This is a genomic window from Paenibacillus sp. 01T442, from assembly GCF_056398345.1.
Window position 1 is genome coordinate 1 of sequence record NZ_JBFTPF010000020.1, and the last position, 13,908, is coordinate 13,908.

Genomic DNA, 13,908 nt, shown 5'->3' on the forward strand with positions numbered 1-13,908 from the left:
ATATGGAGGATCATCCGGAGAAATCGGAGCTGCCGATATGGAGGATCATCCGGAGAAATCGGAGCTGCCGAAGCAAGGTCTTCTTTTTTACGAAAAACTGCTTCAGGTTGAGGACGAGCAATTGAAGGCTGGGAATTTTAGCAAGGAAGAAGCGCTAGAAGGTTTGMGGATCATGAAACAACGGCTGCTCTTATAACATTTTTATCGTAGAAATTTAATCATAAAGCTGAAGGTGTTGAAAAGATGGCGTGGTACCAAGAAAGTTTTGGCAATGACTATTTACTTGTGTATAAACATAGAGACATGCAGGGCGCTTACACGGAAGTGAAAAAAATGATGAACTGGTTGGAGCTTAAGCAAGGGGCTCGTCTTTTGGATCTCTGCTGCGGGATGGGGCGGCATTCGTTGGCGCTTTCGGAGCTTGGTTATACCGTAACTGGCGTTGATTTGTCGGAAGTGCTGCTTCAGGAAGCTGTGAAGCTGGGCGGAGAAGCTCAAGTGAAATGGATTCACGGAGATATGCGGGATGTGCCGCTAAGTGAGCCGTTTGATGCAGTTGTGAATTTGTTTACGTCATTTGGCTATTTTGACGAAGATGAGCAGAATGAGAAAGTGCTTCATGAGATGCATCGACTGTTAAAAAAGGAGGGTCGATTCATTGTCGATTTTCTGAATCCCGTGTATGTGAACGCGAATTTGGTCGCGCAATCGGAACGGGAGGAAGAGGATTTGACTATTCGTGAGACGAGAACGATCGAAGACGGTTGTGTGCGCAAGCGCATTGTGATTTCGCAAGCTGGCGAACCAGACCGGCACTATTTGGAGCAGGTGAAGTTGTACGAGCGACCGGAGTTTGAGGCGATGCTGGCCAAAGCTGGATTACATATTGATCATGTCTATGGTGACTATGAAGGTCAGGCTTATTCACCAGATACTTCGAGTCGGATGATTTTTGTTGGACATAAGGAAGGATGACTATCGGGATATGAATGTCGTGACCGTACATACAGATGAAATTACGCAAGTGAAGGTGCCGCTGCCGTTCCCCTTACGTTGGGTGAATGCTTACCTGATTCGTGGCAGCAAAGGTTACACTGTGATCGATCCGGGACTGCATACGCCGGAAGCGGAGGCGCTCTGGGAGCAAGTGCTCAAGGAGCAAGGGATCGGATATGAGCACGTGGAACAAATCGTGCTCACCCACCACCATCCCGACCACTATGGGATGGCCGGTTGGTTCCAGGAGCGCACGGGCGCGCCGGTTCTCCTATCGGAGACCGGATACGCGCAGGTGCAGCTCCTGTGGGGCCCGGAGCAGCCGATGTCTCCGCTGCTCCTGGAGCTATTCGCCCGGCATGGCTTCCCCGAAGCCGGGCTGATCGAGATGACGAAGCACATGGTGAGCTTCGTCGATCTGGTCTCCCCGCAGCCGCAGGTTACCCTGCTGCGTGAAGGGCCCGTGCGCCTCGGCGATCGCGTCTATGAAGCCATCGAGACCCCCGGCCATGCCGCGGGGCATCTCGTCTTCTACGACGCTGAGGCGCAGGTGATGTTTTGCGGCGACCACGTCCTGCCGCAAATATCGCCGAACGTTTCCTTCCTCCCGCAGGTGGAAGAAAACCCGCTCGGCGCGTACCTGAGCAGCCTGCAGGAGATGGGCAGGCTGCCGGTTGTGATGGCTTACCCGGGGCACCGGGAGCCTTGGCAAGGCTTTGGCGCGCGCGCGGAGGAGCTCGTGCGCCATCACCATGAGCGGCTCGCGCTCATGGAAGGGCAGTTAAGCGCGCCGCAGAGCGCTTATGAAGTGTGCCGGGCGACGTTCGGCGACCGGCTGAGCGTGCACCAGATGCGATTCGCGCTGTCGGAGACGATCGCGCACTTGATCCTGCTGGAAACCGAAGGCCGCATCCAGCAGGTGGATCCGCAGGCAGATCGCGTGTTCTACGTCGCGATCTCCAAATAAGTGAAATCCCCCTTCAACGTTAGTGGTTGAAGGGGGATTTTTGTCTCAAATAGCGAACGTAAATCCTGGCTTGTCATTAAATAGCCTTGAGTAAGGGAACGTAGATTCTCTATTTGCTCCTAAACAGCCGATTTCACCCAGAAGGGGGAACGTAGATCCCTTAATCCTTCCGAAATGGTGCCGAAAAACCATGTTTCTTCTAAATAGCGTCCCTACGTTCCCCATCCCTAGCACTTACCCTGATTTTCATCCAAATAGCGCCCCTACGTTCCCTTACGCACTTTCAATCAGGTAATTGTTTCTAATCGCACACTATCATTTCACACTCTTACTTCAACGGCTTACTATACGTCGGTGTATGATTATGCGCTAACCGACCACAAGCTGCCGCTACAATTCCACAGACCATATCATCGATAAACGTATTGCATTTACCATCTGCGTGATCACTGTCGAGCTCCTCGATAATGCCGATTTTGGCTTTGTCTAGATAGCCGAAATTCGTGAGCGCAATAGTTCCGTACATGAGAGGGACGGCAGTTGCGATGCTTTCATCAACGCCGAAAAGTCCTTCGTCCATCCCCACAATATGATTGTATTGAGGGTTGAATTCTTTGGCTTCAACAGCGGTATCAATCTTGATCGCGAGTTGGAGCGCATGAAAGGTTTGCTGTTTGCGAAGTACCGCCAGAATATGTTCTTCACAGAGACTGCGTGGCATATCTGGATTGTAAGGACGTTGCAACTGGTCAAGGATCTCGACCATATCATCCAGAAGCACACCGCGGGCCTCGAGCATTTGCAGATTGCGTTTGGAGTAATCCATCTTCACGCTATCCGAAATAATGACACTTGCGGTTGAAGCGACAATCGCACAAATCCCCTTGGAGATGAAGGATTTAGGTCTTTTCGTCGGAAAAAAGAAGCGGAATTTGCAGTCGATAAAACCGAATAGTGAGATCGCGCCGCTCCCGTATAATCCACAAATGGACATCGCAATTGTGCGATGAACGTTGTAGGCAGGATCTTTCATGCTAGCTAGCAGCTCAGCATCATGCTTCACCTTTTTTTGAAGCTCCATGAGTGTAGACATGACGTTGAAGGTTTCTGTCTTACTTAATACCCCGAGCAGCGTGGTTGTGATCAAGTCGGTGGGGATTTTCTTGATGCCTTTTATTTCAACAAGCAATCTAGCAACAGCTTCCTCAATGACAGCTTGTGGATAATGACTGAAAACCTCTTCTCGGAATTCATTGAAAATGAGGGTCTTTTCCTTTAAAAATGTTCTCATTATAAGACCTCCTTGATCGAATATCAGAAAGTAGTTATTGCACTTGATAGTAGTTTTTTATTTCAGTTTCACGCTGGTATTCAGTATAGCATATGAGTTCGAATTGACGAAGATTGGTGATGATTCCATTCGTCATTATGTTTTTTTGTGATTCATAAAGAGGTGGACAAAAAGTAGTTATAAATCGGACAAAGCCCCGTATACATAGTAATACGAAAAAGCATCGTACAGGCCATGCGAATAGCAAAAATCGAAGGAGGAAATAAGCAAATGAAACATCAACATTGGATTCGTTCAGCCGCTTTAGCGGGGGTGATTGTTCTACTGACCACGGGATGTTCGATTTTGGGCAGTGGAAAGAAGAGTGACATCGATGCTCCTCCTGGGGCKGGTACAGACGTAGATGTGAAGACGACTTCAGCTGCGGTTACCGTCGACATGTCTGAAGATATTACGTCACAAATGACGGTGTATGTGAAAGATGCCAAAGGCTTCGTGACACCATTAAGTCTAGCGTTGCCGAAGACAGTCTCAGTTGCAAAGACAACATTAGAGTACATGGTGGACGGCGGACCAGAAACGAGTCAGCTGCCTTCAGGTTTCCAAGCGCTTCTACCGAAGGGGACTAAGGTTATTAGCTTAAATGTAAAATCAGACAAAAGTGCTACAGTTGATTTCTCGAAAGAGTTTCTCAACTACGATGTGAAGGATGAGCGCAAGCTCCTTGAAGCGATCACGTGGAACTTGACGAACTTCCCTACGATCGATAAGGTTCAACTGCGGGTAGATGGCAAGGACCTGAAAGAAATGCCAAAGGGCCGAACACCACTTGATGCACCACTAGCCCGTACGATGGGGATCAATCTAGAGAAAGCAGAGGATACCGAATTTGGTCAAGCTACACCGGTTACTCTCTATTTCCTAAATCAAAATGATCAAAATTACAAATATTATGTCCCTGTGACTCGCCTTATAAAGAGAACGGACGATGTTGCAAAGGCTGTTGTCGAGCAATTGATTAAAGGTCCAGATCAGAAGAAGGGACTTGGAGCTGTCCTCAATGCAACAACAGAGTTGAAGAGCATTAAGCCAGGCGAGGGTTTAATCACCGTGGACTTCTCCAACAAGCTGCTGGGTACGGATCAGAAAGCTTCAGCGGATGCGTTGCAATCGGTCATCTTGTCTTTAACGGAGAACACCACGTTTAAACAAGTGCAAATTAAGGTGGATGGCGCTGTGAAAATTACGTCTACAGATAATCAAAACTACAGTAAGCCTGTCCTGAGACCTGCGCATATTAATCCTGCGATCAAGCTTTAATCGTATTGATAACCAACGTTCCATCAGGTGATTCCAACGTTCTTAAACGGAGGAATCCCTGGTGGTTTTTCGGTTTTTTCCATATTCACTAGTGTTAGGATGCTTTTCCTTGATGAGTTTGTTACAATGGGGCGTAAGGATTAGAGCTTTTGATGTAGCTACAGGAGGAGAAAGACATTTATGAGAATTGGTGGAAGAACGGATCAAGAACTGCGACCTATGCAAATAACCCCTCATTATATAAAACACGCAGAAGGCTCGGTCCTCATTGAGGTCGGGGATACGAAAGTCATTTGTACAGCAACGGTCGAAGATCGTGTTCCTCCTTTTATGAAAGGTCAAGGGAAAGGCTGGGTTACAGCCGAATACTCGATGCTGCCGCGGGCGACGCAAGTTCGAAATCAGCGTGAAGCGGCAAAAGGTAAGCTCGGTGGACGTACGATGGAAATTCAACGTCTTATCGGTCGAGCACTACGTTCGGTAGTCAGCTTGGAAGCACTAGGTGAAAGATCCATTACGCTGGACTGCGATGTGATTCAAGCAGATGGCGGTACGCGTACAGCATCCATTACGGGTGCATTTGTAGCGATGGCATTTGCAATCAATAAGCTTGCTAATGATAAAAACCTAGCCAAGTTCCCAATTAACGACTTCCTCGCTGCTGTCAGTGTTGGCGTTATTGGGGATATTCCGAAGCTGGATCTTAATTATGAAGAGGATTCCAAAGCAAAAGTGGATATGAACGTCGTGATGACGGGACAAGGTCAGTTCGTTGAAGTTCAAGGAACGGGCGAGGATGCTCCTTTTTCCCGTAAAGAGCTTGATGAATTGCTGGCGCTAGCAGAAGCGGGGATTAACACCATGATCGACGTACAAGCCGGTGTGCTAGGGCCGATCGCAGATCGTATTCGAGGTGCTGGGCATGCGGCTACAAAGTAATTTTGTTGTCATCGCAACGCGTAACGAAGGTAAAGTGAAAGAGTTCGCCAAGCTTTTCGGAGCTAAAGGCTATAAGGTTCGAAGTTTAGCGGATTACTCGGATTTGCCGGAAATCGTTGAGAGTGGGAAGACTTTCGCAGAGAACGCGCGGATCAAGGCGCAAATCATCTCTGCCCATCTTCATGTACCAGTACTTGCTGATGATTCTGGTTTATGCGTTACGGCACTAGGTGGTGATCCAGGTGTATATTCGGCTCGTTACGCGGGAGAAAACGCAACGGATGCTGACAATAATGCCAGACTACTTCAAGCTTTGCATGAGTTGGAAGATCGGATCGAGCTGAGTGCGGGGGAGGGCCACCCTCCATTACTTAGTGAAGCTTCCTTCGTTTGTGCACTTAGTTTAATTGATCCTGTGGCGAATGAAGTGATCGAAGCGGAGGATGTCTGCCAAGGCTTTATTATTCATGAGCAGCGTGGCGAAAGCGGATTTGGTTACGATCCTCTATTCTACATTCCATCACTGGGTCGAACGATGGCTGAGTTGACGATGGAAGAGAAGAATGAAATGAGTCATCGTGCCAAAGCTTTGCGTATGTTTTTGGATCAGCTCCCTGATCAAACGAGCTAAAACACAGAAAGACCTGCAACCACGTGAATGCGTGGACGCAGGTCTTTTTTCTGCAATCACATTATCGGATCGAGATCTTATAGGTTCGCAGCCACATATCCACTTGAGCTAAATAAGCGAATAACTGAGGACCTGTCATCAGCTGACCGAACCAAGGCAGGTCGAAATCATTGGACTCTGAGCTGGCGAGTGCGCGAATCTTTTTGACATCAATAAAAGGCAAGATAGGGGATGAAKGATCATCCAGAATTTCCAATACCCATTTTCTTACGGCAGTTAAATAATTCGGGTTGTGTGTTTTCGGATATGGACTTTTCTTCCTCGTCAGCACATCTTCAGGCAATACACCTCGTAATGCTTGACGTAATATGCCTTTTTCTCTGTCTCCGGACGTTTTAATTTCCCACGGAATGTTCCATACGTACTCAACCAGACGGTGATCACAGAAGGGGACGCGTACCTCGAGGCCAACGGCCATACTCATGCGGTCCTTGCGATCAAGCAACGTAGGCATGAAACGTGTAATATTCAAATAGGACATTTCTCGCATCCGATTCTGCTGCTTCGTTTCCCCAGCTAAGCGAGGTACCTCGCTTAAGGCTTGCTGGTATCGATTACTGACGTATTCAACAGGTTTAATCCAATCGACGAAGTCTGGGGCGAGCAGGTCGACCCGATTGGCTAACTTAAGTGACCACGGAAACGTGTTCGCTTCTAGTGCATCTGTATTGTGGAACCAAGGGTATCCACCGAATATTTCGTCAGCCGCTTCTCCAGATATCGCGACCGTTGCTTCCTTTTTGATTTCTCGGCAAAATAAATAGAGAGACCCGTCGACATCGGCCATGCCCGGTGTATCGCGGGCGATCACGGCTGTCTTCAGAGATTCCACAAGCTCTGGCGTATCAAATTCAATGTAATGATGCTCGGTTCCTAAATGCTCAGTCATCCTTTTAATCCAAGGTGCGTCTGAGTTCGGTTGGAACAGGTTCGCTTTGAAATGCTTATCGTTATCCTTGTAGTCCACGGAGAAGGTATGAAGCGGTCCTTGCCCGCTATTCTTGTAATGCGTCGAAGCGAGCGCAGTGAGGGCGCTAGAATCAAGTCCGCCTGAGAGGAGCGTACAGATAGGGACGTCTGAAACTAATTGGCGCTCTGCCGTATCATTAAGCAATTGCTGTACCTGCGCGGCTGTGCCGGCGATATCATCAGGATGTTGATGGCTTTCGAGCTTCCAATACGTTCGAATGGATAAGCCATTCCGATCAAAAATAGCAAATTGACCTGGCTTCAGCTCAGACATGTTGCGATAAATCCCATGTCCAGGCGTTCTAGCCGGTCCGACAGCGAATATTTCTGCAAAGCCTTCGGCACCAACCTCTGCTTTGAAATCAGGGTGAGCTAGAATGGCTTTTGGTTCAGAGCCGAATAATAATACACTATCCTGATGGGAATAAAAAAGAGGCTTAACGCCGAGTCTGTCACGAACTAGGGTCAGTGACTGCTCTTGGTCATTCCAAGCCGCGAAAGCAAAGATGCCGTTCAGGCGGTCTATACATGCTTTTCCCCACTCTATAAAAGCGACTAGCAGCACTTCGGTATCACACGTTGTTCGAAATTGATGGCCGCGGAGCTCGAGCTCTTTTTTTAACTCTGGGGCATTATAGAGTTCGCCATTATATACGATGGTATACGTATAGTCGCCTTGTTTACGGACCATGGGCTGGGCGCCATTCTCAGGATCCATAACACTTAGACGTCGATGTCCGAGGGCACAATGCTGTGAAATCCAGGTACCTGAGGCATCAGGTCCGCGCAGTTGGAGCGTTTCCGTCATATTTTCTAGAATGGACGGGTACCCGGTCAAGTCTTTCCGCCAATCTATCCAACCCGTTATTCCGCACATAGACGTTCCTTCCTTTCTTTTGAGGAGAGCATAATGATAAAGGGTATGCGAATGGAAGGTATTAAATGTCTGTCCAGAACATGACAAAAGTAAGAGCAGTCCGTGCTTTTTGTGTTTTGTTAAAGAGACTGTTACAATCAATCCAAGTACTGCCATTATATAAACGAAGGTGATGACAATGGGAATTAAATATTCAAGAGCTCAAGTTGATTATTTAGCATCGAAAGAGCACTTTTTACAAATTAGCGCGCAAGCGGACATTCGAATTGAAAATGCAAAACAAGATGGCGTAGAATTGGGTCAAGCTGAAATGGAAGAAATTATTGAAAAGGTTGGCTTGCATCGCGCCTACAACGAACTCATACAAGCTGAGAACGTATTGATTAACTGGACGCAAACAGCCATTAAATCGGAGCCTGAATTTATCCAAAATCGAGCAACTTTTGAATCTTTATACGAAAAGGCACTAACCGATGTTGAATTCAGAGGCGCAATAATAAATTTGGCAATGCGATTAAATACGGACCTTTCGTGACATTCTATTTAGGGTAATGCCATTCTTTATTCAGGAGGCGAGTGCTCATGGATAGTCATTTCATTAGCAAGCTGCATGAGAAGCAGAGGAAAGCCGAGAAGAATAAAAGGACACAAGGTGACGGTCATACAGGCAAAAATTTGCCTCACAACATGCACTAACGTCTTATGGCATGAGCAAGAGCCTGTAGGGGCATCCCTACAGGCTCTTTGTTATTCCCCAGCTTGATGCTAGAGGGAAGGAAACGATAACCAGCATAGTCTGTACGGAAACCCTCCATACTAAGGTGGCGTTCATTCTATAAATAGAAGGAGTTGCTTACCATGGGTAAAAAGAAAAGTATGATGCAGAAAACACAAAGTGCGATCGATCACTCGAAGCAATCATCCCGTATTCAGTCGAATCTCGATTCAACGGAGCCGGGACATCATCAGCCAAATAGGCCATCCGTGTAGGCGAAAGAATCTATCGGTCATAGCAGCACCCTTGCTTGCAATTGCAGCGGGGGTGCTTTTTAATATTATGAAGGAATTAATTAACTTCGGCTTGTCTGGAACAGCACTGCATCAACCAGCACGCAAAAAAGACCGCGATTTCTCGCGGTCTTTCTACTTGCTATTACGTCCCAGGAGGGATTCGAACCCCCGACCGCACGCTTAGAAGGCGTGTGCTCTATCCAGCTGAGCTACTGAGACCTATGACACTTCTTACCGCCTGGACGAGATCCGTTTGGCGAAGCAAGAGTTAATATATCATAACGTATAATGCGAGTCAACTTCATTTTTAAATATTTTTGCATTCATTTGAATGATGGAGTAAACTGGCACAAGCGAGACACACGAACAGAGGTGATCCCTATAACAGATCCTACGCCTAATAATGTCATCCTTTTTCCGAAGACAGAGCAGTTCTATGAAGACGAGCTAATGAAGCTATTGCGCTCCGAGCAGTACAAAGAAGCACTGGAGATACTTACTTTCTTACTCCAATTTCCTAATGTCGATGCGAATAAGTCTGATCAATGGGAAGCCCTGCGGCACTGGCTGCTCACCATGTTTCCGGAAACGATGTTCTCATCATCCGTGACAGAAGAAGAGGATTCGGAGGAAGAATCCGCCTTATTGCGCCAGTATATCCATGATAAATCAGCTTCAGATGATGGTGCTTTTGTGTTGAAGCTTCAAAACATGCTGCAAGAAGGTTCGCTTGAGGGGCAAGTAAGCGCATTGGAGCAGCTTGCTTTTATCGAGCAGCCTGAGGTGAGCGAATTTGTGAAGACATGGCTTTGCGAAAGGCCTAGACATCCTCATCTTCAATTCAAAGCGTTACAGACGCTTAAGCAAATGGGAGAGCACGGCTTAATTGAGTTTCCTAAGAATGGCCGAACAGTTCTCGTGGAAATCGATGAGACGCCGCTTACAGCGGAGGATTTTCCATTGCGGATTCGTGATATGATTCGCAGAGTCGGGGACATTAGTGAAATAAGCCAACCTGACTTTGTTTACTTTGCGACTCAGACTTGGCAGGAGTTTCTTGCCTATGCGTATGGCACCTCTATTTACACGGAGCTGCTTAGGGCAGAAGAAAGCGCGGTAGATGTGTGGGCCTCAGCGCTGCATGCGATTTTGCAAGACAAATTGTTTGGTACGGTTGATCGAGATGAGCTATTAGAGACTTATGGAATCGTGGACGCGATGACGCTGCAGTGGAAGCGCGCGCACAATGTCCTGACCGCTTTTGTAAAGCAATTTAGCCCAGATCCTGGCTAAGAACAAAGCTCGCTTGAAATGAAAATGTTATATGGTATAAAAGAATGGTTATAATGAGCTTAACGTGAAAAATATATGTCATGGTACATTTTTGGAGGGGAAGGCATAAAATGAAAGCAAGTTGGGAAAAAATAGAGAAGAACGTTGGCGTTCTTGAAGTTGAAGTTGGGGCAGAACGTGTAGCAGATGCTTTGGATAAAGCATTTAAAAAGGTATCAGCGAAAGTGAATGTTCCAGGATTCCGTAAAGGGAAAGTGCCACGTTCAATCTTTGAAGCTAAATTCGGTGTTGAAAGCTTGTATCAAGATGCACTAGATATCATTTTACCAGAAGTTTACGTTGAAGCGATTGAAGAGGTTAAAATCGAGCCTGTCGATCGTCCAGAAGTAGATGTTGAGCAATTTGGTAAAGGTCAAGTCTTGAAATTCAAGGCTAAAGTAACAGTTAAGCCTGAAGTAGCGCTTGGCGACTACAAAGGTATCGAAGTAGAAGCGGTTAACGCTTCTGTGTCTGAAGAAGAATTGAATGAAGAGCTTGCACGTTTGCAACAACGTCATGCTGAATTGGTTGTTCTTGAAGAAGGACAAGCTGCTAACGGCGATGTCGTGATCATTGATTTCGAAGGATTCGTTGATGAAGTAGCTTTCGAAGGCGGTAAAGCGGAGAAGTATTCCCTTGAGCTTGGATCCAACTCATTCATCCCAGGATTCGAAGAGCAACTTGTTGGTCTTGGTAAGGACGAAGAGAAGGAAGTTAACGTTAGCTTCCCTGAAAACTACCATTCCGAAGATCTGAAAGGCAAAGCAGCTGTGTTTAAAGTGAAACTTCACGATATCAAACGCAAAAACCTGCCTGAGCTTGATGATGAGTTCGCTAAAGACGTAAGTGAGTTCGATACACTTGTTGAGTACAAAGAAGAGCTTCAAAAACGTATGCAAGAGCGCAAAGAGAAAGATTCCGAAGCTGCACTTGAAACTGCAGTTGTTGAGAAAGCTGCTGCTAACGCAGAGGTTGAAATTCCAGGTTCGATGGTTGAAGCTGAGCTTGATATCATGGTGAAAGAATTCGAAAGACGTCTTCGCTCCCAAGGCATGACGCTTGAGATCTACTACCAGTTCTCCGGTCAAAACGAGAGCGCATTGAAAGAACAAATGAAAGAAGATGCTGAGAAGCGTGTTCGTAACAACCTTGTTCTTGAAGCTATCGCAGCTGCAGAAAACATCACAGTTTCCGACGAAGAAGTTGACGCGGAACTTGAGAAATATGCACCGTCTTACCAAAAATCAACAGCTGAACTTCGTGAGCTGTTTGCTTCCAACGGATCTCTTGAAGGTCTTAGCAACGATCTAGTTATCAGAAAAACGGTTGATTTCTTGCTTCAAAATAGCAAGCATGTTTCCGCAGCCGTGTAAATAAGGTAAGTAAAGGCACGTACGCAAGCAACGTGCCTTTCTTTTACCCTAATTTACGTCTAAACGCCTTAGTACATACGTATTACCGCTTACATAGGTGAATTCAGAAAAATGACATTGTTGTTCAATCGTGTTAAACTGTAATTGAATCTCAAGTGAGAGAACATGGCGCTTGCCGCAAAAGGAGTTGGTACAATGAGTCTTATTCCTATGGTTGTAGAACAAGAGGCTCGTGGGGAACGTTCCTACGATATCTACTCGCGTTTACTTAAGGACCGCATAATCTTCATCGGGACCGCTATTGATGACGATGTGGCTAATTTGGTCATTGCCCAGCTGCTCTTTTTATCCGCCCAGGACCCTGAAAAAGATATTCACTTATATATCAACTCACCTGGTGGGTCTGTTACGGCAGGAATGGGTATCTTCGATACCATGCAGTTTATTAAACCGGATGTATCTACGATTTGTGTAGGTATGGCCGCAAGTATGGGTTCTTTGCTTTTGACAGCAGGAGCCAAAGGTAAGCGATACGCGCTGCCGAATGCAGAAGTAATGATTCACCAACCGCTCGGCGGTGTTAGAGGTCAAGCAACCGATATCAAAATCCACGCGGATTGGATTATCAAGACCAAGAATAAACTCAACCAGATTTACGTGGACCGAACGGGACAGCCGCTTGAAAAGATCGAAAGAGACACCGACCGAGATAACTTTATGAGCGCTGAAGAAGCGAAGGCATACGGGTTAATCGACGAGGTTATCACTCGAAACGACTTGAAATAAAGGAGTGATCCCATGTTTAAATTTAACGATGAAAAAGGCCAACTCAAATGTTCCTTTTGTGGAAAATCCCAGGACCAAGTTCGTAAACTTGTTGCCGGACCGGGAGTTTACATTTGTGATGAATGTATAGAGCTTTGTACGGAGATTGTGGAAGAAGAATTAGGGCATGAAGAAGAGCTGGATCTGAAAGATGTTCCGAAACCAAAGGAAATCCGTAATATCTTGGATCAATACGTTATTGGTCAAGAACAAGCGAAGAAATCCTTGGCTGTTGCCGTGTATAACCATTACAAACGGATCAACTCCCAGAACAAGCTTGAAGATGTTGAGCTTCAAAAAAGTAATATCGTCCTTCTAGGGCCAACAGGTAGTGGTAAAACACTTCTTGCGCAAACACTTGCGAAAATTTTGAATGTGCCATTTGCAATTGCTGATGCAACTTCTTTGACAGAAGCTGGTTATGTAGGGGAAGATGTCGAGAACATCTTGCTTAAACTGATCCAAGCGGCTGATTACGATGTTGAAAAAGCAGAGCGCGGCATAATCTATATCGATGAGATTGATAAAGTTGCACGTAAATCCGAGAACCCATCCATTACACGTGATGTTTCCGGAGAGGGTGTACAACAAGCTCTTCTCAAAATTCTTGAAGGCACAGTAGCTTCGGTACCTCCACAAGGTGGACGTAAGCATCCGCATCAAGAATTCATTCAAATCGACACGACGAATATTCTCTTTATTTGTGGTGGAGCTTTTGATGGTTTAGAGCAAATTATCAAACGCAGAATCGGGAAAAAAGTCATTGGCTTTAGCACCGATGGCATGAAAGTTGACTTGAAACCAGGTGAATACCTATCCATGGTCCTTCCTGAGGATCTATTGAGATTCGGGTTAATTCCGGAGTTCGTAGGCCGTTTACCGGTTATTTCAACGCTAGAGCCGCTTGATGAAGCAGCGCTTGTACGTATTCTTTCCGAGCCTAAGAACGCGCTTGTGAAGCAATACCAGAAGATGCTCGAGATGGATAACGTTTCGCTCGAATTTGATGCAGAAGCACTTGATGCGATCGCCAAAGAGGCGATTAAACGGAACACCGGTGCTCGTGGTCTAAGAGCCATCATTGAAAGTATTATGCTTGATGTGATGTTTGAAGTTCCTTCAAGAACGGATGTATCTTCTTGTGTCGTTTCTAAAGAAACGGTGCAAAACAAGATTACGCCTGTTTTGACAACCAAAGAAGGCGCACAGCCCTCTGGTAAGAAGAAGGAAGAAAGTGCTTAACCTATAATTTCATAAACGAACACACAGCCTCCAATCCGATTTCCATTTCAGGGAATTGGAACGGAGGATGTTTGG

At 46.3% G+C, this 13,908-nt stretch carries 15 protein-coding genes and 1 tRNA gene; 13 read left to right on the forward strand and 3 right to left on the reverse strand.

The genetic code is table 11. From position 1 onward, the window contains the following. The 3 genes from AC1DLM_RS17310 to AC1DLM_RS17320 all read left to right on the forward strand — a co-directional run. A partial coding sequence (locus AC1DLM_RS17310) for a DUF6483 family protein (protein ID WP_477570677.1) occupies nt 1-196 on the forward strand: 196 nt, incomplete at its 5' end. A gap of 47 nt (nt 197-243) precedes the next feature. Further along, nucleotides 244-975, forward strand: coding sequence for a class I SAM-dependent methyltransferase (locus tag AC1DLM_RS17315; RefSeq protein ID WP_477570678.1), 732 nt, complete (start codon nt 244-246; stop codon nt 973-975). Nucleotides 976-985: 10 nt separating this feature from the next. Continuing rightward, entirely contained in the window at nt 986-1,963 is a 978-nt protein-coding gene (locus AC1DLM_RS17320) for an MBL fold metallo-hydrolase (RefSeq protein WP_477570679.1), read from the forward strand. A gap of 328 nt (nt 1,964-2,291) precedes the next feature. Here AC1DLM_RS17320 and AC1DLM_RS17325 read toward each other — a convergent pair whose 3' ends face one another. Further along, on the reverse strand, nt 2,292-3,254 hold the full coding sequence (locus tag AC1DLM_RS17325; RefSeq protein WP_056610274.1) for a phosphatidylglycerophosphatase A family protein: 963 nt from the start codon (nt 3,252-3,254) through the stop codon (nt 2,292-2,294). Nucleotides 3,255-3,524: 270 nt separating this feature from the next. Between AC1DLM_RS17325 and AC1DLM_RS17330 the strand changes: the two genes are divergently transcribed. The 3 genes from AC1DLM_RS17330 (at nt 3,525) to AC1DLM_RS17340 (ending at nt 6,144) form a co-directional block, all read left to right on the forward strand. After that, on the forward strand, nt 3,525-4,574 hold the full coding sequence (locus AC1DLM_RS17330) for a GerMN domain-containing protein (RefSeq protein WP_441990018.1): 1,050 nt from the start codon (nt 3,525-3,527) through the stop codon (nt 4,572-4,574). 180 nt (nt 4,575-4,754) lie between these two features. After that, nucleotides 4,755-5,513 (forward strand): ribonuclease PH, encoded by a 759-nt coding sequence (gene rph / locus AC1DLM_RS17335; protein WP_171630425.1) that lies wholly within the window; start codon nt 4,755-4,757, stop codon nt 5,511-5,513. Next, on the forward strand, nt 5,497-6,144 hold the full coding sequence (locus AC1DLM_RS17340) for an XTP/dITP diphosphatase (protein WP_441990017.1): 648 nt from the start codon (nt 5,497-5,499) through the stop codon (nt 6,142-6,144). Before rph ends, AC1DLM_RS17340 begins: the two co-directional genes overlap by 17 nt. Nucleotides 6,145-6,205: 61 nt before the next feature. Here the strand turns inward: AC1DLM_RS17340 and asnB are convergent, their stop codons facing one another. Further along, on the reverse strand, nt 6,206-8,050 hold the full coding sequence (gene asnB / locus AC1DLM_RS17345) for an asparagine synthase (glutamine-hydrolyzing) (protein WP_477570680.1): 1,845 nt from the start codon (nt 8,048-8,050) through the stop codon (nt 6,206-6,208). Between the two features lie 178 nt (nt 8,051-8,228). Here asnB and AC1DLM_RS17350 point away from each other — a divergent pair, with 178 nt between their 5' ends. The 3 genes from AC1DLM_RS17350 (at nt 8,229) to AC1DLM_RS17360 (ending at nt 9,040) form a co-directional block, all read left to right on the forward strand. Next, nucleotides 8,229-8,585: a hypothetical protein gene (locus AC1DLM_RS17350; protein WP_441990015.1), complete on the forward strand. Its 357-nt coding sequence runs from the start codon at nt 8,229-8,231 to the stop codon at nt 8,583-8,585. Between the two features lie 47 nt (nt 8,586-8,632). Beyond that, on the forward strand, nt 8,633-8,746 hold the full coding sequence (locus tag AC1DLM_RS17355) for a DUF4023 family protein (protein ID WP_081787603.1): 114 nt from the start codon (nt 8,633-8,635) through the stop codon (nt 8,744-8,746). Between the two features lie 162 nt (nt 8,747-8,908). Continuing rightward, entirely contained in the window at nt 8,909-9,040 is a 132-nt protein-coding gene (locus AC1DLM_RS17360; protein WP_268796183.1) for a hypothetical protein, read from the forward strand. Between the two features lie 166 nt (nt 9,041-9,206). Here the strand turns inward: AC1DLM_RS17360 and AC1DLM_RS17365 are convergent. Beyond that, a tRNA-Arg gene (locus AC1DLM_RS17365) sits at nt 9,207-9,280 on the reverse strand. A gap of 153 nt (nt 9,281-9,433) precedes the next feature. Between AC1DLM_RS17365 and AC1DLM_RS17370 the strand changes: the two genes are divergently transcribed. The 4 genes from AC1DLM_RS17370 (at nt 9,434) to clpX (ending at nt 13,833) form a co-directional block, all read left to right on the forward strand. Beyond that, nucleotides 9,434-10,354, forward strand: coding sequence for a hypothetical protein (locus tag AC1DLM_RS17370; RefSeq protein WP_477570681.1), 921 nt, complete (start codon nt 9,434-9,436; stop codon nt 10,352-10,354). A 110-nt stretch (nt 10,355-10,464) separates the two neighbouring features. Next, nucleotides 10,465-11,766 (forward strand): trigger factor, encoded by a 1,302-nt coding sequence (gene tig / locus AC1DLM_RS17375; RefSeq protein WP_441990013.1) that lies wholly within the window; start codon nt 10,465-10,467, stop codon nt 11,764-11,766. Between the two features lie 195 nt (nt 11,767-11,961). After that, the gene (gene clpP / locus AC1DLM_RS17380) at nt 11,962-12,552 is read left to right on the forward strand and encodes an ATP-dependent Clp endopeptidase proteolytic subunit ClpP (RefSeq protein WP_056610292.1); all 591 of its coding nucleotides are present in this window, start codon (nt 11,962-11,964) and stop codon (nt 12,550-12,552) included. A 12-nt stretch (nt 12,553-12,564) separates the two neighbouring features. After that, entirely contained in the window at nt 12,565-13,833 is a 1,269-nt protein-coding gene (gene clpX / locus AC1DLM_RS17385; RefSeq protein ID WP_056610294.1) for an ATP-dependent protease ATP-binding subunit ClpX, read from the forward strand. The last annotated feature ends 75 nt before the right edge of the window (nt 13,834-13,908 follow it).